This is a genomic window from Paenibacillus sp. sgz302148 (assembly GCF_056120465.1).
Genome location: NZ_JBVYOJ010000024.1, coordinates 1 through 21,499, shown reverse-complemented (window position 1 = coordinate 21,499; position 21,499 = coordinate 1). Strand labels below are relative to the sequence as shown.

The window sequence follows — 21,499 nt, the reverse complement described above, 5'->3', positions numbered from 1 at the left end:
ATAGCGCCCCCCCAAATGTGTACGATTTTCTCATAATCATAGCATTAATGGGGTCAATGTTTGGGTAATTTTCTAGTATTGATAATATATCCTTATTCAATTGCATGCGTCCGAATCAGTAAAGGGTAATACCCCGGTACCTCATAACAAGAGCCGACTACAATGCAGTCGGCTCTTGTCTTATTCTATTAGTTCTATTGCATGCTCCGGATGTTCTTGATTAAACTGTTCCACAGCCAATTTAAGCTCCCTAACCGCATCTGGATCAATCTTGCTCAAATACCAAGGTACGGATGCCTCATCATAAATAATTTGAACTTGTCGAAAAATTTCATGGCGGCCTTCTAATGCTTTTGTAAAATACGTATCAATTTCAAACATAAAAAAAGGAATCTGCAGCACAATTCGGTCTTTCCAATTCGGGCTATTCTTAAAATAGGGCCTCCCGTATATTTTTAAGATTCCCTCAGCGCGTTCGCTGGGGGGAATAAATACTTCTCTACCATCAACTACGTGCTCCATAGCGGCGGGCTCAATAGGGTCGGTCGGACACCAATCACGCGTTATGATTTCAAATGGATGCTGAGGGTGTTCCAAACTAAATCGATGCAGGGTTGATAAAAGAGATTCCAACCCTTCAGGATCAAGTTTTTGTAATACGTTATACCCCGGAATCACGATGCGCCGATGGTTCAAATCTCTTGTCACCCTCGACAAAAACGTATCAATATCTTCTCCTTCTATTTTATATTGTTGTTTCCAATCACCACTGTCACAATTGAAATCCTTACCTACCATCGTCTGATGTTCCCAAATATCCAGCATATTGCCGTCTGGATCATATAGCTGGAACTGTCGCCCGCATCCGCCTCTGTCACTTATAATCTCAACCTTCTGTCCCTGCTCCTTCATTCGTTTATGCATCTCACCAAGATCATCTACAGCAACATTGATAATTGAATATAAAGTAGAAGGCCTGTCACCCATGACTACATTTTTATGAAAGTTTGACGTCTGTCCTGGAATTAGCGATCTATAGAAGCAAATTTCTTCTCCATTCCTCGTCACCGGCCATCCTGAATCATTCAATTCCAAACCGAGAAGCTCCGAATACCATTTGCGTGTTGCTTCCGGATCGCTTGCCGGGAAAAATAGCGCAGATGCTTTGAATAATGCCGGAACATCGTCACGTAACGGCTGGGGTTCAGTATCCGCATGCTGCCGTACCTGAAACTTATTCCCTTGCGGATCGGTAAATACAAACGTGATTCCCTCATGATCCGAATGCATCGGCTCCAAGGGGACGCCTGCATTGGACAAACGTTCATACAATGCTTCAATACAATCCGTTTCAAATCGTACAGCAAACATTTCATAAGGTTTACCCGGATTGTATCCATCCGTCATGAAATTACAAGTAGTCCCTTTTTCTTTCGTTTGTTCCCAAAATATACTACACTCTCGTGTCCCAGGTGAATTGAAATGCTCTATATACCAGTTTGCCAATGCTGGCGGATCATCCGCTGGAAGATAAAGACATAGAAAATTGTTGAATGCAGATGTGGTGGTTTTCAATATTTTACTCATACAAATCATCCTCTACTTTTCTATTTACTAAAGACCAATGATAGATATTGATTCTGGATGTTTTGAGTTGAATTCTTGTAAAGTATCGATAACCTCCTGTAGACCCTCTGGATCCTCTTCCCTCAATTTTTTTGCATCGAGGAAGTTGATTTTTTTTGATGAGCCGCGAGAATTTGAAGATACTTTCGACAAGAATGCACTTATACTTCCTTCAAAATAACAGTTACCAAAGACAAGTTTATCCTGTTGTCTTGTAACCACGGTTTGCATTTCCCATGCAACATGTTTGTTCCCTTCTGGATCATAAAAATAAAACTCCAGCCCGCAGCCTCCGTTGTCTCGAATCTCTTCAACCTCGGCCCCACTCTGTTTCAAAGAGCTACGCAACTTTTCAATGTCTTCAACCTGGAACATTAAAATTGGCATGTAAAAATTGGGGTCTTCGCCAACTTTGTATTTCATTCTGGTTTCATCTTTAGTTTCACAGAACATGAGGTCTGTCCCATTTTCAAGAGTAAGCCACGGCCCATCGTTTCCGTATAATTGAAATTGATCGCGATACCAATCCATTGTCCTATCTGGATCGGCGCACGGAATATAAATACAAGACGCCGATTTCAACAATTTTTTGGGTGTAGTCGTGATTGAATTCTCAATTAACTCTTTAACTTGTTCCATAGTGGTTACAACTCCTTCGAATGTGTTTGTTTCTTTTCAATAATTAGCTTAACTTAATAAATTCCTTGTCTTTCCGGTACATCATATGAAATGCTTTTTCCGGGTATTGCTGGCCAAACTCCCTTAATGTATTGAGCAGTTGCTCCAAACCTTCAGGATCTGTCTCCAATATTTCTTCATAGTTAAAAATATTAAATGTTTTAATCGTACGATGAACATCACTTCTGATGATCTCCAAAAATTCATCAATATGCACATTAAAGGCAAAATTAGAGAATCTAAATCTCTCCTTCCAATCTGCACTGTCTAGATGCTCCTTTATCTGTTCACAGACGGTCTGGAACTCCCATATCTCAAGCTTATTACCGTCCGGACCAGCGAGCAGAAAATATCTGCCACACCCTCCTCTGTCGAAAATGTATGGTTGAACATCCTGGTTCGTATCGACCATCCTCTTGTGAAGCTCCTCCAGACCGAAACGTATGGCCATATTCACGATAGAAACATTAGTGATCAGATCCGACGTTCCTGATGCCGGCCCAACAAAATTAATAGTTTTACCTTTTTCAAACGGACGAAGGAAATAAAACTCGACCCCAGATTCTGTCACTGGCTGACCGGATTCCCCGATTTTTACGCCGAGCACATCGGCATACCATCGCTTTGCGGCCTCCGGATCGCTGGCCGGGAAAAAGAAAGCAGAGACTCTGATCAGCGGACGAATTCCAGCACGAAGGGGTTGAGGCGTTGTTTTGGGATCCTGCCAGACCTGAAACTTGTTTCCTTGGGGGTCATAAAAACAAAACGCCGGTCCGTCATCATTATTCCGCAATGGTTCCAGGCGAACCTCGCCAGACTGAACCAATTGATTGTAAAGTTCTTCGATACAATCCGTTTCAAAACGGATACTAAACATTTCATACCTCTGTCCCGGCAACCACTCCTCCGTGAAAAAATTAATATTACTTCCTTTCACCGGTGTTTCCCCATAGAAAAATTTGTAATGGCGGGAATGCCCCTCCTGAGAAAAATGCTTTTCGTACCAATCATATACTCTGCTTACGTTATCTGCGGGTAAATATAGACATCCGATATGTTCCAAAATGGAAACTGATGCGCTGGCAGAAATAGATTGACTCATTGTCATGATCCTCCTAACTTTTTTAGCTTTCATTCAATAATGATGCCAGATGACGACTAGACCTGACATGAATAAAAAAAATTTAATTCTTTCCATCATTTTATTAAACTTTTTTAGTCAATGGGAATAAAACACAATCCTTAATCGTATCACTGTCGGTTAGTACCATTAACAGGCGTTCGATACCAAATCCCCAACCAGCAATAGGGGGCATTCCGTATTCCATTGCTGTAAGATAATCTTCATCCATCTCCATAGCTTCTAAATCCCCATTGCTCTTAAGTTTGGCTTGTGCCTCTAGCCTTCTTCTTTGTTCAAGTGGGTCAACCAACTCTGAATAGGCGTTAATAATTTCCGCACCATTCACCACAAGTTGAAAACGGTCTGTAAGTATTGGATTTTTATCATTTGCTCTAGCTAATGGAGATAAGTCAATGGGGTGTTCGACTAAAAAAGTCGGTTTTACTAATTGAGGTCGACACATCTTCTTATAAAGAAGATCAATAAAATTACCTCTGCCTAAGGATTCAATATCCATATGGTCTATTTCAATATTTCTTCCCTTCGTTTCTTGGATTAAATCTTTAACATCAGGAGAATGGTCTATGTCAATCCCTGTGTCTCTTAAGATTAGATCTCTAAAGGAAATAGTTTCCCATTCCAATGAGAAATCGATCATCTGGTCTTTTAACATAATGGTTGTTGTATTAAAGGTTTGCTCAAGAATATATAGGACCATATCACGCATTAGTTGCATGGTATCAACGTAGTTCCAATATGCAGCATAGCCTTCAACCATCGTAAATTCTTGAAGATGCTGAGGACTGATCCCTTCATTTCTGAAGCACTTTGCGAATTCGAATATTTTTGTAAAACCGCCTACGATTAATCTTTTCAAATAAGTTTCCGGGGCAATGCGCAAGTTCAATTCAGTGTCTAACGAGTTATGATAGGTCTTGAAAGGCTTCGCAATTGCACCTGAAGATGTATGATGTAAAACTGGTGTTTCTACTTCTAAAAAATGTTGATCTTCGAAAAATCTTCTAATCGCACGAACCATTTTCGTTCTGGCTAATAAACGTATCTGGGTTTCCTTAGTCATAATTAGATCTAAGTAACGTTGCCTATACCGGGTTTCAATGGAACTTAACCCGTGCCATTTCTCAGGTAAAGTACGTAATGCCTTTCCTAGGAATACGTAGCTTCTTATTCGCAAAGTTTTCTCATTCGTCTTCGTTGTGTACGTATGTCCTTCAACACCAATAAAATCACCAATATCCATGAATTTAAGAAATTGATTAAAAGATACCTCACCAACCTCCTCCTTATTCAAAAGAAGCTGCAAACTTCCCTCGATGTCAGAAATGGTCATGAAAATAAATTTACTGAATTTCCTAATCCCCATTATTCTTCCCGCTACTCGCACACCAGTAATTCCGTCTTCAAGTTGTGAGGCTTCAGAAAGTTCATAATTCGTAGAAAATTTTTCGGGATTTACAGGGATTCCTAGAGATCTTAACATCTCTAATTTCTCTAATCGAAGGGTCGTTTGTTCATTACTCATTCATTTCACTCCTATTTATATAATGTCAACAAAATAACAAAAAACTCCCGCCTTCAAGATTATGAATCTTGAGGACGAGAGTTGTAAGCTTCGTGGTACCACCTCATTTTATTGATATGTTGCCATATCAATCTCTTCGGGTACGGCAATTTCTAAAGAAGTTGATTATACCCTATCTCTATAACGGGAGATCCCGTCGCAGCATCACTAAGAATCAATCCTAGATCCGTGCGAAACTCCGAGCCTTTTTTCATTAAGATCATTATTACTCCATTCCACCATACAGGAGCTCTCTGTGAATAATAAATCAAAATTACTTTTCTCTTCATCGTTTTTTGTTATTACACGATAATTTATACCAACAAATGGTTTTTGTCAACTTTAAAACGTATTATATACATTTTCACATTCTTCCGCGGTCGGTTCATAAAAACAGTGCTTCTTCCATCGTCCCGCAAGCGGCTGATTATACCAAGTTGGCGGACAGGGTCCGGGATTTTCGAACGTTCCTGGACGGAAATACCATAGGGAGAATTTGCCTGGCCAACTCCGCTCCCCATTCACAGCCCGTCGCGCAAGACGGCGTTCCCTATCTCTTGCGTTTTGATAGTACAAACCATGTAGCAGCGCTTCGAACGCATGCGGCTGGTTGATCATTTGGGGAATTGTCCGGATTCCTTTAAAATCGGAGCAATTCGCTCTTATTCGGTTAATGCCAACATTTCCAACAAGGAGCATGCCCTGTTCGCCTTCGGTCTCAGCTTCAGCTCGAAGCAACCTTGCCAACATATCGATATCCTGTTTCCTGGCTTTTACGACTGCCATTGGCTCACCTCTTTACATTTCTAGACTCATCATATTGTGGGTGAAGCGGATGTGTTACTCTGGCCTACAGTTGAATATTAAAGGCTGCTTGCCTGAGCAGCTGGACTAGGTGTGATTTCATGAAGTCATAGCTCGGCTTGTCGTCTTTCTTGGCGTAAAATCGCAGCCCGTCCAGCCCCTTGAACAACTGATAGCACAACAGCCTTTTCTCAAAATGGGGGATCTCCTTCCCCTCCCGTTCCCAAAACTCCCGGAGCCGCTGCGGAAACCCGATTTGCGGAACCCATAAATGCAGCACGGCCGCGTCGAACATAAAATCGCCGTACATCGCCATTTCCCAATCCACGATCGCCGTTATTCGACCTGTGTCCGAAAGCATGTTCCCGAGATGGAAATCTCCGTGAACAAGATACCGTTCCTTGGGCGCATACTGCGCAAGGTCGATCATCGCAGCATACGTTTGATCGAACACGTCTTTTTCCAGAAAGCTGCTTTCAAATAGCGACGTCCATCCTTCGTAAAATCCTTCCTGCTCTTCCTTAAAAGTAGACACGAGCCAATCGATCCAAGAATCGGACGAAGCTTCTCCGGAAGGTTTAATCCAGCCATAGCCGTTCGTATGATCGACGCGAACTTGGTTCATAGCGGAGAACTGTTTGATCAAATCGGGTATGACGCGAACGATCTCCTCTTTGGGCTGCATAATTACGGGGACACCTGCCGCTTGTTCCGTTATTGTATACGGCAATCCGTCGCATGTACCAACCCTAACGATTCGCGGAATTGGCATCACCGACGAGTAACGGTCAGATATCAGCTTTACTTTGTCGACCGTTTCACTTCCGTTTTTAAAATGAATGACAAACGACTGTGAGCCCTGCCGGTAGCGGAACACTTTGCTCAGCTCTCCCATTTCGATCGGGGTGATATCGGCTATGGTCTCCGATTCTATTGTTTGCAAATATTGTTTGGCACGTTCGATTGTCATTTCCGGCTTAAACGATTTCATTGGGTCATCCCTTCCATTGACTGCAATAGATTCGATAGTACTCGCAGTATTCATATGATTTGCTTGCAACGTTTATTAAAGTATACCCTACTGTCGGTATCATCAGTTCGTTCAAAATCATTTATAGTCGTAAAATCATAGGCTGGGAGATTGGAACAACGAACTGGAGCAGGTCGCCGCGGCGCCTGCTCCAATCATCATGATTTCACTATCGTCCCCGTTAGCGGAACATAAACCAGGGATTAGTTTGGATGAAGAATCCCATTTCCTATGGTGATTTCAACATATTAATCTCTGAGGTAGGTAACACGCATACTTCAACTTCTACATCAGCAGGCATGAAACCTAAATTATAATAGACCGATTCGGCATAAGTTCCTTGTAACAAACCAAGTCTCATTATCGGATATTGCCCGTGCAGTACAGTCAACGCTCTTTTTAACATATTGGAAGATATCCCTCTTTTTCTGTATGAGGGGTGGACTCCGAAGTTAAATAATCCAGGGTAAAATGTCCGTCGTTGGTCTTCCATAAACAACAAACATACTCCGACTAACTTATTCGTAACCTTGTCATAAACCAGAGTCGATGCATTTAGCATCGTATCAGTAAAAATAGAATGCTGCCGGTCAAAAATAAAGCTTTCTCTCGAGGTATGATTTCTTCTTGCTGCGTTAACCCCCCCTTTATAACTCTCAAACAACGCTTCCGCTATATCTAATTCATTTGCCAATCTTCCGTTCTCGAGGTAGGGTGTTTCAATTCTCAAATCGTCATCCCATTCGATTTCGATGACTTCAGTTGGTCGTTGCATCCAGCGGGAGTGCTCGGCTCCTACCCAAAAGCCCGCTCGGGCAAATAAATCAACTTGAGGTGGAAGTACATCAAAAACGAGTATATCTTTAGATCCGTCAGAGAAATCGACAAGAAGTTGCTTCAGCAACTTCACTAATTTTAATTCGTCATTGAATGGAGGAATAAAAAATAAATTGCTCATAGTATTTTCCGAGACAATGACCCCGCCAACTTTCGACTCACCTCTAAAAATCCAAAATAATTGATCGCTGTCATGTACTTCGTAGCCGTACTCTTTAAAAAAACCATTATAGGCTTGATTATAATAAACACTGTAATAAATATTCCAATCCTTAGCTTCAGCTTTAAGTAGTGAGAATTGATCTGACAATGTATAATTTGTCGCATCTTTCGACCATGTTCGGATCATTGAGTTCATACAATTCCTCCATTTTAATTAAATTGAATGTGCAATAAAATAAAGTGCCTACTCTTTTTCCCCTATTACAAGGCCAAGCGAAATCCAACGGCCATTATCTTGGGTAATAAACAGTTGTTCTGCAATACCTATTCTTGCGCCATGTTTCGCGACTCGAATCACAGGGCGGTCTTTTCCAATCATTTCAAACGATCCAATACTGATCACGGCATCGAATGTATCGGAAGCAATATAAATACCCTGAGTAATTAAACTTGAAAATTTGCCTTGTGATGGATTTACAATGACTTTTCATAGCGCCATCCCCCCTCGTGTATTCCATAAATAAATTGTACTATTTAGCTTACTATCCAACATATGGTGTAAATTGTTATATTCAATAATTCTGCTCGTTAGCTGAGCGAGGCTTATTTGGGTCATAAAAAATAAAAAAACTCATCCCAAAAAGGGATGAGTTTTAACCCGTGTTAGTTCCATGAAAAGTTTCATGACTCTTAGCAACGTATCAAACAATACTTGTTCCATTAACGGTGGACATCCGATAAAACCTACGCATCTCACTGCTTCCTTTTTTGAACCTAGCATTCTACTGCCCAGAACCGATTCCCGCTAGGATCAAAGAAATTGAAGCATCTCCCCGCCCCAGCATCAAAGATTTCATTTACAACGACTCCACTATCAAGAAGTCTGTTACGAAACTGCTCGATTCGATCTCCGACCACGAATTGCAGCGAATAGTATGGATTTTTGCGGAAGTTGCCTTCCCCGGCATACCAAATACTGTCGCTATCTGGATCCTGGTCTGCTACAATAAGGATTTCTTGTTGATTTGGAAGCTTTAATAATACCGGGCCTAACCACCATACAATTTCGCAATCGAGATACTTTACGTACCACTCGACGGATTTCTTTACATCGGAAACAGGAATTGCAATGTCGAGTCTACTTACCAAAATATCGGATTTTTCCAAACATATCGTCTCCTCTAGGACGTTAGTTCAATCCCTGTCCAACCCGATGTTCCTGTCCAAACATTAATACAGTTACCGTCAGGGTCATAGAAATAAAACCACTTCCAATTCATATCTTCATTATTCACTTCTAAATCAGTTACACGAATATGATTATTCTTTAATTGACTATATAATTCTTCAATTTCCGCTACTATAAAACATAAATCGGTGCATAAAATTTGTATTTTTCTATCTTTCTCGTTTTGATTATTTCTTAGAAAAATAATTTGACCAGGGGACACCTGCATCGTTGCGAAATACGGATTTCTTGCTAAAAGTTTCATACCTAGGTGTTTACAATACCATTCAATAGCAATATCTAGATCAGATACTGTAATTCCCGATACAGTCGTATTAATTGTGAAATTATTATTCAATTTATTTCCTCCAAAATACATTTATTTTCCACCCCACTCACGTCCCGTTAGTTTAACTTAAAAGAGGCACGTTTTGTTTCAGTTCTTGTTCCATTTACTCAACAACTCCTTTTATTAACTTAGTTTTGGTGACTTACATTTATTTTGATGCCATATAGTGTCGTAAACCTGACTTACTGAAGAATTTAATTTATTTATAATTTCAATTCTACAGTCACATATCCTGTCCGTTCTTATTATGAGGTCACCAGAACTTACTGGTCGACCTCCTCTTTGTGTGGTCATAAGATTGAGGTTGCCGGGGATCTAACGTTTCTGCCCGTGGGACTCGGATCCAAGAGCTATTCCGTTCAACCGCCCCTACTTGTTAAACCACCGGTGATTTCACATCAGGCCAAAAAAACTAACTTACGTAATGAAAACGGATATTGCTGACGCGTACAAACTAGGGGAATTGTTTTACAAGGAAGAATTGGAGCCTTATAAAAAACGCAGCCAATATCTGATGAGTTTGCACTATCTGACACGGCAGCATGAGGCTTTAACGGATATGTATGTGAAAGCGAAGTTGCAATTTCAGACGGTTCTTGATCAGGTCTTTCCGGAATACCATGGCGTGTTTGGAGATCTGTATTCGAAAGTTTCGCTTCGTTTTCTGGCTCTTCACCCTACGTCTCAATCGGTGTTAGCCAAGCCCCTGAAACACGGTGACGATCCAGTGCCTTGCCGGGCTCTCTAATTCCATTTGGGAGCTTGAACGCTCTAAGAAACTAATGGCTGACGCGTTGACCAGTCGATAGATCTCTGGCTGAAGAATTACAGGAGTATGGTTTGATCCAATCGATACCTAGCATTGGCACCAAAATTGCTGCAACAATTCTGGATGAAGTCGGGGAAATCGATCGATTTGATCGTGCAAAGAAGCTAGGTGCATTTGCCGGTGTCGATCCAAGCGTGTTCTCTTTCGGCAAAACGACCCGAAACACGATTACCAAACGGGGTTCCAGGAGACTCCGAACGGCAATCCGTATGTTGTGGTCTGCGGCTCACGAAATTAGAAGCTCCGAGCCTACTATAAGGATTTATCGCAGCATATTAGGCGATTGCAATCCATAAACTATGACTTAATTCCATGAATTTGTCCAAGCTAAGATTCAATTGGTTGGTTATTTATGGAATTGAAAAGCAATCCATACGGAGGGGCCTAGCGATGCAGATAGGTTATGAGTTGATGCGAAATGCCAAACCGGTCACGATCGGGGAACTAGAAGAAGCGCGTTGGCTCAACTGCAATCGAAACAGCCACCACAACAACCGAAACAAGAAGGTAATCTTTTTAACGAAGTCCATACGACAAGAGAACCAGCGTTCTTGTGAGATAATACACAGAAAATTATGCAGACGCAACTGCAGCACACTAGAGTTTGTTTGTGCTGCAGTTGCTTAAAGATTATTTTTATATCTGATTACTGACAGGTTCTTTCTTTACTATGCTTTAATTTTATATTTGGTTTTCACATAAGGATTGTTAATATATTCCGCCCACAAATCCTCAATGGATTTACCGGTTATTTCCTTAAAAACACTAATATCGTACGTGTTCTGTTGCATTTGTTTATTTAATATATCGACAACATGATTATTCTTATTTTGTTTGATCCATAAGAAAAAGCGCGCAGTTACACCATAACCGCTATTATAACGATCAGTTGCTTTGATTTCGTCAGCAAATTTCCAATCTGACTGGTGAGGTCCGTATTCATATCTAACATAGTCTGCAATGCCTTCTGTAATCCACCATGTCTCATCGTCATACCTTGGATACCCTTGTACAATGTGTGTTAATTCATGTGTTAATACCCCTAAGTCCCATGGATGCTTAAGTATCCATTTGGGACTTATAACAATGATTCCATTCTCTGAGTCTGCATATGCTACTCCATCATAAGTAGGGTCAATTTTTAAAATCACTTTTTTAGTTGCAGTTTTTGGGTCAGCGGCATACTTTGTTACTAATTTTGGATACACATCAAAATATACTTCTACAAAATCACTAATAATAGGATTGATTGCCGGATCATCCACCCCATTAATCACTTCAAGGGTATATCCACGTTTTTCATATTGTCCTACAGATTCAACAACATGAGAATTAATAGCGCTTTCATATGCCAAAACACTAGGGGCATTTATGGTACTTAAAAGTATACCTGCACAGACTACACTACTTAACAGCTTTTTCATTGGAAGATCCTCCTCTAAATCTATTTTTTTTATACAGATTTGATAGATAGGATATTCTAGATGACTCTACTTTTAAGCGACATTAAAAAAAAGTATATCCCCCCTTCCCTGCTATGTTGAAATTCCCATGCCCCATCGATCATTTGTTTTAGCAATTGATCGCTGTCGTCAGTTCTAAACCAACTTCCCCCCTCATCGTAAAGTGATTGTGAAGTTCCGTTCACCTATATTATAGGAGGAGGGTTCGCGCGCTATCTACTGACGGCTCTATACTTGGCGTGACCGATGTTTACTTTGGCAGCTTGCGACAAGTCGGCTTCCTCTACTGCCCCTTCTCTATTATTCCTTCACGCTTCCCATGACAAGGCCGGTCATGAAATATCTTTGCAAAAACGGATAAACGGCCATAATCGGCAACGCGCCGATAAAAATTTGCGCCGCCCGCGTAGTTCGATCCGAGATTTCCGCCAATGTCTTCACATCCTCGGCACGTATATTGGCGAAATCATGCTGAATGATGGCTGTTTGCAAATATGTGGCAAGCGGGTAATGGCTGGGCGAATTGACGAGCATGAGCCCGTCGAACCAGGAATTCCAATGTCCGACGATCGAGAATAGCGAGACCGTCGCAATGGCGGGCATAGATAACGGGAGATATATTTTCCAGAGCGTCGTCCAATGGCTTCCTCCATCGATGAAGCACGATTCCTCCAGTTCTTTGGGCAGTCCCCGGAAAAAATTGAGCAGTAAAATGACATTGAATACGGATACCGCCCCCGGTATGACAAGCGCCCAAATCGTATCGATTAAGTGCGTGTATTTGATCGTCAAATACCAGGGGATTAACCCGCCGCTGAATAAGATTGTAATGACAAAATACCAGGCATAAACCGTTCGCATCCGGAAATCTTTCACTTCTTTGGATAGTGCGTAACCGAGCGTTACGGTCAAAAACATGCTTATGCCGGTCCCCAGTATGACTCTCTCTATGGAGATCAGAAACGACCCCAGAAAGTCTTTTTTCTTCAAAATAAACGCGTACGATTTCAGCGTGAAATCAACCGGCCATAATTTAACCAGCCCGGCCGCTGCAGCGCTGCTCGAGCTGAACGAAACGGCAATGACCTGGATGACAGGCAAGATGCACAGCAGCGAGAGCGCAATCAAAAGTATATTATTGCCAATATCGAATAGGCTCCTCGAAACGGAGGCGCGTCGAATCATTGGGTTAACCTCCTGTTCCAGCTAGAAAATTCGATAGTTTGCAAACCGGTACGCCAGCCAATAAGAGATCGAAATCAGGATGAAAGAAACGGACGATTTCAGTAACCCTATCGCGGTTGCCGGGCCATATTGGCCATCCGAGACACCGATGCGGTAGATCAATGTATCCAGAATATCCCCGCTCTCGTAAACTTGCGGACTGTATAAATTAAACACTTGGTCGAAACCTGCATTCAATACATTACCTAAGCTGAGCGTAGCCATCAGGATGATGATCGGGACCATTCCCGGCAGCGTAATATACAATGTTTGCTTCCAGCGGTTGGCGCCGTCTATGATGGCCGCTTCATATAAAGACGGGTTGATGCTTGTCAGCGCGGCCAAGTATACGATCGTACCGAACCCGAAATCTTTCCATGTATCCGTCAGAACGAGAGTTATGGGAAACCAGCGGTTGTCGCCGAGGAAGTAAATAGGTTCCACTCCCAGCCATCCGAGAGCTTGATTGACGATACCGTCCTGGAGTGAGAGGACATCGATCAGAATGCCGGCAAGGATAACCCACGACAGAAAATAAGGGAAATAAATCAAAGTTTGGATGCTGCGTTTAACGACCGTTTTACGAATTTCATTCAACAGCAGTGCAATGAGGATCGGCACGATATTGCCCATTATGATTTTCATTGTGGCGATATAAACCGTATTCCATATGATGCGGAACGTATTCGGCATTTCAAAAACATAGTTCAAATTCGTAAGCCCTGTCCATTCCGAGCCCAAAAATCCCCGGGTTGGCCTGAAATCCTGAAACGCAATGATGTTACCGTACATCGGGATATAACAGTAGATCAGCACGATAATCAGGCTGGGAAATACTAAAATATGCAAAGGCAGCTCGCGGCGCCATTTCGCGGTTTTCATCTACCATCTCACCGTCCGGTCGTATAATGAAGAAAGGGAAAGAAGTTGAACGCATCTTTCCCCTTTTTTGGAGCGTTTTACTTTTTGGCGTTTGAAGCCCACTCGTTGACTTCTTTTGTAATTTGATCGCCGCCGGATTTTTTCCAATTTTCCACGAATTTATCGAATTCGTCTAATGATGCGCCTACGATAATTTTCGTGATCATTTCTTTCTCCAGGTTCATCAGCGTCGACCATTTCAGTGTCATCGTCTCTGTCTGCAGACTTGAGCGGTATTCATTCGTATACAATAGATTATTTTGTTTGTAGTAATTCAGGACGGCGAAAGAGGAGTCAGTCGGACCCGCTTGCCGAACGGTCGACCATTTCGTCTGATCACCGTTCTTGAACGCTTGATAGGCGTCATAGTCCGCTTTTTGCTCACCATTCATTCCGGATGGATCGCTCAATTCGACCGCTTTTTTCAAAGCCTCATAACGCCCGGGAACATCCTTATTCGGAGGGAAGCCATATACGAACGGCCACTTGAACGCTTCCAGGCGATCCTTCGTCACGCCCCAAGTGTTCCAATCGCCCGTTTCCCCGAAAAACTTCTCGAAATTCGCATTAAACATTTTGACGATCACTTCGGGATGCTTATAATCTTCTCTTGCCACATAGTAGGTACCGATCGGGAAACCAACAGCCGGTTGAGCCGGTTTATCGTCAATCGAAGGAATCGGATACGCCTTCCAATCCATATTCGGATTTAGCTTGCGCGCATCATCGAACGGATAGTATGGATTGGAGTTGGCCCCGAACGTAATGCCCAGTTTATTTTGTCCGAGCAACTCCGCTACCTTGGCGGCGTCCTTCGCTCCAAATTCCTTGTCAATCAACCCGGATTTATACAGCTCCTGCAGCTTCGCAAGGGCCGGCTTCATTTCCTTCTGGATGCCCCCATATACGAGCTGGCCTGCAGCATCCTTAATCCACATGCCATTCGGATATGCATGATACCCATTAAAGAAACTAAGCAAATCGGCGAAGCCGTCATAGATGTTTTTGTTCGCGGCCAACCCGACAACGCCTTTGCCGCCATCGCCATTCGGATCCTTGGTGGCGAACGCTTCCATAATCGTGAACAAATCCTGCATCGTCTTCGGTTCGGGCAAATTCAGCTTCTTCATCCAATCCGAACGAATCCACAGTACGTTGGCGTTGGTGATATTTCCGTTAAACCCCGGGATCGCCAGCAGTTTGCCATTGATCGTAGCAGAGTTCATCGCCATGCCGCCATCCTGGTTGGCCACGTCCTTCATATAAGGGGAGGCGTATTTATCGAACGCTTCCGTGAGATCGGCTAACTTTCCGTCATCCGCCAGCTGTTTGAACTGCTTGGAGTTCACAGCCACAATATCCGGCAGCTCACCGGATGCGATCATGAGATTCAGCTTCTTGTGATAGGCGCTTTCGCTCCCGCCTGAATTATCTGCGACCCAATCATAAATCAAATTGATGCCGTACTCGTCCTTGTACGTCCTGGTCCAGAGATTATTGCCGATATCCTCTCCCTGCGGGAATTTGTAACTTCCGTTAATTCCGCGTACGGCGTGGACCTCGATGGGAGGGTCATACTTCCCGAGCGGACCCGCAGCATTTGCTTCTGTCGGAGTGCTATTGCCGCCGGACGGAGACGCACTGCCCGCAGGCGAATTGTCTGAATTGAAGCAAGCTGCACCCAGCAATGCGACACTCATGAAGCAAGCGACTGTAAATGCGTGCTTTCGTTTGTTCAAAACCGACTTCCCCCTTATCATATCGTGATTGTGTAGTTTGTTCCTCTATATTATAGGAGGAAGATTTAGCCGCTATCTACTGACGCCTCTCTACTTGTCGTGCCCGATGTTTACTTTTGCAGCTCGCGATATTCCTGCGGGGTCAAGTTCGTCATCGATTTGAAGAAGCGATAGAATGACCGCTCGGACAGGAAACCGACCCGCTCGGAAATTTCGTTCATTCGAATTCCGGGGTTTCTTAGAAGCTCTTTGGATTTCTGCAACCTAGCTTGCTTGATCGTCTCTGTAAGAGACTCCCCTGTATGATGCTTATACAGTCTCGACAAATACGATGGATTGAGCGACACCATATCGCTTAGACACGTCAATGAAAGGTCATCATGCAAATGCTCGCATATATAGCTCTTGATCTTCGTGATAACGTCGTTCTCGGAGCTTGCCTGCCCCTCAGATCGATGAGTAAACATGAACTCCGCCAATTCCCGCAAATATGCAAAAGCCGTATTCCAATTGTTATGGGCTTGCATCTTCGTCAGCTTATCCAGGTCCATTTGCTCGGCTGCCATGCGGCGAACAGAACTGTAATTCAGGATGGAGATGTAGATGGTGACCAGCATATAGTACCATTCCGTTCGTGCTAATTCTGTTTGCTCGTCTTGGGCGGCGAGCAAGCTAGTCAACGCATCGAAGGAAGTGAAGTAAGTTTCACGCCGTCCGGCTTCCAGATCATTTTTTAAGTCGAGCCACAAATGGGTCTGTAAGGGGCTTTTTGCAGGCCCGAGTCGACTAAGATCACTCTCATAAGCTTGGTCGGTCAATAATAGCTCTTCACCCAAACCGAGCCCATAACCGAATAAGCGTTTTATCGTTATGAAGCGGGCAGGCAATTCCGCCCATTCGCAACTTTGGCTGGCCGCAATAAGCGAAAGTTTGATCTTGAGCAATTGCCTGCAAGTCTGTTGGATTTGCTCCATTGTACCTTGGACGAACCGATAAGTATGCTCCCAGCAATGCTCGGTATCCAAATTCGGCTGGATCAACCAAACCATGCGGAATCGTTCGTAATCCGTAAAAGCTACACGGGTCGAGACACCCAGTAATTCCTCCGAAATATTTTGCACCGCATACATGATCAAAGCCCGATCGAATGCGTTCAAGCTCTCTCGCCATTCATCAATACGGCCTGCAACCAAAAGTACCGGATTCGAGGGTTGAAGGGAAATGGACAGCTGGACGAACTGCGAGTCCATGTTGCCGAGCGCATAAGATTCTCCTTGGAGAATATCGCGGATATATTCTTTTTGTATGTAAGGCAGCGCACGTTGCAGCAAACTTGTTGTTTTCTGAAGCGTACTATGCATTTCCATCTCTTCATCCAGCTGCGCAATTGCTTTCCTGACGGATCCGATAATGATTTCGTCGGTCTCCGTTTTAAGAACGTAATCGAATGATCCGTTTCTCATCGCTTCGTGGATGTAGGTGAATTCGTTATAACCGGTCAGGTAAATCACCTTGCACCGGGGCCAATACGCGATGATACGCTGCTGCAACTGGAGCCCGGTTAATCCAGGCATCTGGATATCGGACAGCACAATGTCAATCTTCGTCCGCTCGAGCCATTCGATCGCCTCCAGCACGTCATAGGCGCGATATACCTCCAGTTCCATGTCGGTCTGCTCTTGAAATAAATCGGCTATCCCGTCTACAATCATTTCTTCGTCGTCAACGATCAACAATCGATACATTCGGTTCCTCCTTCATCGGAATGCAAATCTCGGTTCGCAACCCGCCAAGGGAACTACGCTTGACAAGCACGCCGGCATCGGTCCCGAACATCAGTTGCAGACGCCGATGCACATTGATCAAGCCGGTCGTTTCCATTTGCTCATCCTGCGTATTCAATTTGGCATAAAGCGTACTCAATTGCTCGTCCGTCAATTCTTCACCGTTGTCTTCAACCGCGATGCAGACCAGTCCCTCTTCCACTGCAAAGGAAACTTGGACGATGCCGTCCTTAATCTTATTCAACAGGCCGTATTGGAGGGCATTCTCCAGAAGAGGCTGAATGATGAGCCTGGGTACGTGCAGATAAGCATACTGGCCCGGATCGCCGATATAATCGATTCGCAGCCTCCTTCGAAAACGGGCCGACTGGATATCCGTATACGTACGGGCGTGCAGCCACTCCGCTTCCAGCGTTACCGCGTCATCCGCATTTCTAGTGATATATTGAAAATAATTTCCAAGATGCTCAACAAAACGAATGGCGTTTTGGTTATCATCCGCCGCTATCATGCGCTTCAGAACAAAAAAGCTATTGTATAAAAAGTGCGGATTGATTTGCGATTGCAGTTGCTTCAGTTCAGCGCGTTGACTGTGAATCTTCTGCTTGTACACTTCCTGGATGAGGGTATTCAATCTGCTGATCATGGCATTGAATTGCCGGTACAAGTAACCGAATTCGAAAGCCGTCTTATAGGGGATCGAGATGTCCATATCCCCCTTCTCCACGCGGCGAAATGCAGATACAAGCAAACGCAGAGGCTTATGGATCATCCGATAAATCCAATACGAGAATAAGATGATGATAGCGACCGATAACACGGACAGTGCAATCATCATCACGAAATAATGGCTAAGCGGATTAAGAATTTGTTCCTCCGGTACGTAAACTAGCAGTGTTGCATCCAGCAGTTCGGATGGCTCATACGTAACGAGGTAGAACCGATTGTCGATCTTGAAGCGACCGCTGCCTGCCTTTTGATCGTCAGACTGGTTTTCCCACAACGTCTTTAGCCTTTGAAGCACGGATTCCGGCTCTTGGGTGGAAGCGATATGCCAATCTTGATTTCTAGCGAATAGTACTGCCCCACCTTCCGCTGTATTCGGTATTTGCTTAAGCGCGTCTCTCAGCCTTTGTAACGAGATTTCCACTTTAATGATCGAAGTCGGCGCTTGCGCGGCGCTAATACCTAAGGGGAACAGGCTGCCCATGAAGAGGCGGTCGCCCACCATGGTAAAAGGAGATAACGTTTTATACTGCACAGAGCGAATCTTGCTAATTTCTTCAGCCGGGATGGCCGTCTCGTCGTAACCGCTGCCATGAATCGTAATTCCCATCGATGGAATGTACAGCTTCGTACTCGCAATATAGTGGCTGGAGTTATTTAAGAGGAAGAGCTTGCTCTCCAATCGATTCAGCATGATAAAACGTTCATAGGTGGGGATATTCGGATACAAAACGCTTAGTGCTGACAAATCCGCATCATTGATAAACTCCCGCATGGATTTGGTCACCCGGCCCAATTCGGCTTCATACGAGGATAGATAGAAATGGACACGGGATTGCATCGAATTCATAATTTCCTCGCGGACACTTGCCGTACCGGACAAACTGATGTAGAGACTCAATGTATACATGGGGATGATGGACAGTAAGAAGGCCATAACCAGATTGAGATAAATAGACGATTGCCATAGACGCACTTTATTGCACCTCCAATAATCCGCGCAGGAAATAAGCAACGAACGGGAAATCCGCACAATGCGTTATCCAAATATGATAAAGCTAAGCAAGATATCCATCAACTGACGATTTTTGATTTCCATGATGACGAATTTTTACTTACGTCCACTCGATCGCTTCTTTCTCGCGACTTTTCTTCGAAAAGCATAACTCCTACAATGATCCTTGGTCTCCGTAAACGGGCCGCCCACAACCTTCGGCTTTCTGCCCGGCTAAGGATACGAAATCCGAATGTCGCTGAAGCTAGGCTGTAGCCCATCCGCAGGCAAGCAGCCTGTCGAGTTAACATCACTCGCGATAGCGCTAATCCGTATCCCACTTTGAAACTGCTTGAGGAGTACCATTCAACATGCGAGCCAACTCCTCCTGAGTCAATCCGTTTCTTTTTCTTCTCCTTTAGCCAACTTCTACAGCATCAATGGGAGAAGTTTAAACGCTAGATTTATCGAGCTAATCTGCCCTTAAAAACAGAAAGGCAGCCGAACGTGCTGGCTGCCGCGGTGTACCTAAACTAACGTTTATCGTTAGCTTAATACATTACAAAATTTGTAATTAGACCATTTCTTTCCCATTAGCCTTCCGTAAAGGAACTTGCAGGAATGAACCTTCATGGATGAGGCCAATGCTCAACAAATGGCTTTGGGCAGCCTTATTATCGGGTTCGATCTCAATTACAACTCGTGTCAATTTGACCGTTTCGAACATAAATGCCAGCATCACCATTATCACTTCCTTGCCGATCTCCACTACATCTAAGGATCTGTTCATGTTGAGAAAGTGATAGTCGCCGGTTTTGTTTCAATGAAGCAATGCCCATTAGATGCTCGAGTGCTGCATGAAAATCTGGGTGTTCCTTGATGCCCCGATAGTGGTAGTCCACAAAATTATGTTTCGGTAGGTACTTAATATCATTTTTGCTAACGGGGGCGTTATGTATCTTGGCTAAAAGTGATCCAAAATGAGTGAATGTATTGAAATCGAATTTAGATAGAGGATTTCCCTCATAACTAGTTAACAGCACCTGATGGTCCGCCTTGTATACTCCCAGGCAACCGATTTTGGCACCGGTAAACCTAGTTCGGTCATACTTATTACCATAATTGCATTGAACTATGCTGCCTGTTACTTCATTCAACAATTGATTTACTGTTGCTGACTCAAAACAAATTTATTCCCATCAGGATCAAATATGGCGAATTCTACTCCACATAAACCACGATCTTTTAGTTCTTCGTCTGCAAAACGCACATTATTCTCTTTCAGGCGTTCGAAAATCGTTACGATATCTTTTACAAAAAAACAAACTGCCGGTTGATGAAAGCCATCTTTATTAAGAAATCCCATCGTTTTTGTTTCACTAGTTTGAATCAAAAATAAGTTAGGACCGTTTATTGTGCGCAGCGAGACGACATCTTTACCTGGGATAAGCGGTCTTGAGTACCCGGCAATAACAAGCCCAAAGTTTTTAATATACCAGTGTGCTGATTCATATGGATCTTTAACAGGAATGTAGATGCAACCGATTGTCTCTAAGCAAGGTTCAATTTGAGGATAATTCTCAACTAATTTTTGTTCACTTTGATTTTCATTCATACAACAATACCTCCTTTGTGCCTTACGCCGCGGCGTCGGCTCATCATAATTTTCACTATACCCGTTAGCGAAATAAGCTTTATTGTAATGCGGTGGTAATTTCATTAGCCAGGAACTCGATTTCCTTTGTTCCATCTACAATAAGATTACAATCTCTCTTTACATTTCCATTCACAATTGCATATGAATTCCTACTGACGAGAAGGTATTGATCAACGAATTCAATAATACTTCTTACCAAAGCTGATACTTCAACATTTTCTGGGACAGTAAGTGCGGCTCTTTTGATTGTTCGAGCAAAAGCAATCTCCGGTGGAATGTCAATACAAACTACAAAGTCAATAAGCTCAGCCATCGCTGTTCGCCCACGGCCAAAAGGTTCCTCAACAATAATCCAATCATAATGGCTCTGATTACGTAAAGTTTTCAAGTCCTCTACCATTATTGGAGTTTCAAATTCATCTGGATTGCAACCGGTATTTACCCACTTGGTTAAATCTTCAGGGAATCTTGTGGTTTCTTTGTAGTCATCAAAATGAAGCGAACATGAATTCGGAAGCAGAGTAACAATGGCTTTAACTAGGCTACTTTTACCTGAGCCTGATGGCCCACTAATTGAAACAACTTTAACACCCATCTTTCAGACCTTCTTCCGGTTTAATAAAGAGTAGAGCAGCTGCCGCGTGATATGCTCCCCTTACGGTAGACAGGTGAAATAATAAAACCTGCTACGGTAAGGGGAGCTTTTTCATGCAAAAACGATCCTATTCGGCTTCTGAGAAACT

General features: G+C 43.3%; 18 protein-coding genes, 2 pseudogenes and 1 other annotated feature. Of the genes and pseudogenes, 1 reads left to right on the top strand and 19 read right to left on the bottom strand.

Annotation, left to right across the window (positions count from 1 at the left end; all coding sequences use genetic code 11):
• Window positions 1-180 precede the first annotated feature (180 nt).
• The 9 genes from AC0LWM_RS27545 to AC0LWM_RS27505 form a co-directional block, all read right to left on the bottom strand.
• Entirely contained in the window at window positions 181-1,587 is a 1,407-nt protein-coding gene (locus AC0LWM_RS27545; RefSeq protein WP_474678241.1) for a VOC family protein, read from the bottom strand.
• Window positions 1,588-1,614: 27 nt separating this feature from the next.
• On the bottom strand, window positions 1,615-2,265 hold the full coding sequence (locus AC0LWM_RS27540) for a VOC family protein (protein WP_474678240.1): 651 nt from the start codon (window positions 2,263-2,265) through the stop codon (window positions 1,615-1,617).
• A 43-nt stretch (window positions 2,266-2,308) separates the two neighbouring features.
• Entirely contained in the window at window positions 2,309-3,406 is a 1,098-nt protein-coding gene (locus AC0LWM_RS27535; protein WP_474678239.1) for a VOC family protein, read from the bottom strand.
• Window positions 3,407-3,509: 103 nt separating this feature from the next.
• Window positions 3,510-4,970: a lysine--tRNA ligase gene (lysS, locus tag AC0LWM_RS27530; RefSeq protein WP_474678238.1), complete on the bottom strand. Its 1,461-nt coding sequence runs from the start codon at window positions 4,968-4,970 to the stop codon at window positions 3,510-3,512.
• A gap of 67 nt (window positions 4,971-5,037) precedes the next feature.
• Window positions 5,038-5,308 (bottom strand) — a binding site (T-box leader).
• 43 nt (window positions 5,309-5,351) lie between these two features.
• Window positions 5,352-5,795, bottom strand: a complete 444-nt coding sequence (locus tag AC0LWM_RS27525; protein ID WP_474678237.1) for a cell wall hydrolase — start codon at window positions 5,793-5,795, stop codon at window positions 5,352-5,354.
• Window positions 5,796-5,859: 64 nt separating this feature from the next.
• Window positions 5,860-6,804, bottom strand: a complete 945-nt coding sequence (locus AC0LWM_RS27520) for a phosphotransferase family protein (RefSeq protein WP_474678236.1) — start codon at window positions 6,802-6,804, stop codon at window positions 5,860-5,862.
• 268 nt (window positions 6,805-7,072) lie between these two features.
• Window positions 7,073-8,038, bottom strand: coding sequence for a GNAT family N-acetyltransferase (locus AC0LWM_RS27515; protein ID WP_474678235.1), 966 nt, complete (start codon window positions 8,036-8,038; stop codon window positions 7,073-7,075).
• 578 nt (window positions 8,039-8,616) lie between these two features.
• The gene (locus tag AC0LWM_RS27510) at window positions 8,617-9,009 is read right to left on the bottom strand and encodes a VOC family protein (RefSeq protein WP_474678234.1); all 393 of its coding nucleotides are present in this window, start codon (window positions 9,007-9,009) and stop codon (window positions 8,617-8,619) included.
• Window positions 9,010-9,023: 14 nt separating this feature from the next.
• A complete protein-coding gene (locus AC0LWM_RS27505) occupies window positions 9,024-9,449 on the bottom strand; it encodes a VOC family protein (protein WP_474678233.1) in 426 nt (141 codons plus the stop codon).
• 378 nt (window positions 9,450-9,827) lie between these two features.
• Between AC0LWM_RS27505 and AC0LWM_RS27500 the strand changes: the two are divergent.
• Window positions 9,828-10,454: pseudogene (locus tag AC0LWM_RS27500) on the top strand (transposase); the annotation flags it as partial.
• 462 nt (window positions 10,455-10,916) lie between these two features.
• Here AC0LWM_RS27500 and AC0LWM_RS27495 read toward each other — a convergent pair.
• The 10 genes and pseudogenes from AC0LWM_RS27495 to AC0LWM_RS27450 all read right to left on the bottom strand — a co-directional run bounded on the left by AC0LWM_RS27495 (window position 10,917) and on the right by AC0LWM_RS27450 (window position 21,351).
• Entirely contained in the window at window positions 10,917-11,672 is a 756-nt protein-coding gene (locus AC0LWM_RS27495) for a basic secretory protein-like protein (protein WP_474678232.1), read from the bottom strand.
• A gap of 339 nt (window positions 11,673-12,011) precedes the next feature.
• Window positions 12,012-12,896: a carbohydrate ABC transporter permease gene (locus AC0LWM_RS27490; protein ID WP_474678231.1), complete on the bottom strand. Its 885-nt coding sequence runs from the start codon at window positions 12,894-12,896 to the stop codon at window positions 12,012-12,014.
• A gap of 21 nt (window positions 12,897-12,917) precedes the next feature.
• Complete coding sequence (locus tag AC0LWM_RS27485) at window positions 12,918-13,817, bottom strand: ABC transporter permease (protein WP_474678230.1); 900 nt, start codon at window positions 13,815-13,817, stop codon at window positions 12,918-12,920.
• Between the two features lie 77 nt (window positions 13,818-13,894).
• Entirely contained in the window at window positions 13,895-15,595 is a 1,701-nt protein-coding gene (locus tag AC0LWM_RS27480) for an extracellular solute-binding protein (protein ID WP_474678229.1), read from the bottom strand.
• A 110-nt stretch (window positions 15,596-15,705) separates the two neighbouring features.
• Window positions 15,706-17,340 (bottom strand): response regulator transcription factor, encoded by a 1,635-nt coding sequence (locus AC0LWM_RS27475; RefSeq protein WP_474678228.1) that lies wholly within the window; start codon window positions 17,338-17,340, stop codon window positions 15,706-15,708.
• Window positions 17,318-19,081: a sensor histidine kinase gene (locus AC0LWM_RS27470; RefSeq protein WP_474678227.1), complete on the bottom strand. Its 1,764-nt coding sequence runs from the start codon at window positions 19,079-19,081 to the stop codon at window positions 17,318-17,320. The genes AC0LWM_RS27475 and AC0LWM_RS27470 overlap by 23 nt, the downstream gene beginning before the upstream one ends.
• 343 nt (window positions 19,082-19,424) lie before the next feature.
• Window positions 19,425-19,502 (bottom strand): annotated as a pseudogene (locus tag AC0LWM_RS27465) (hypothetical protein); the annotation flags it as partial.
• 171 nt (window positions 19,503-19,673) lie between these two features.
• The gene (locus AC0LWM_RS27460) at window positions 19,674-19,844 is read right to left on the bottom strand and encodes a GNAT family N-acetyltransferase (protein ID WP_474678226.1); all 171 of its coding nucleotides are present in this window, start codon (window positions 19,842-19,844) and stop codon (window positions 19,674-19,676) included.
• A gap of 420 nt (window positions 19,845-20,264) precedes the next feature.
• On the bottom strand, window positions 20,265-20,714 hold the full coding sequence (locus AC0LWM_RS27455; RefSeq protein WP_474678225.1) for a VOC family protein: 450 nt from the start codon (window positions 20,712-20,714) through the stop codon (window positions 20,265-20,267).
• A gap of 79 nt (window positions 20,715-20,793) precedes the next feature.
• A complete protein-coding gene (locus AC0LWM_RS27450) occupies window positions 20,794-21,351 on the bottom strand; it encodes a nucleoside/nucleotide kinase family protein (RefSeq protein WP_474678224.1) in 558 nt (185 codons plus the stop codon).
• Window positions 21,352-21,499: the final 148 nt, after the last annotated feature.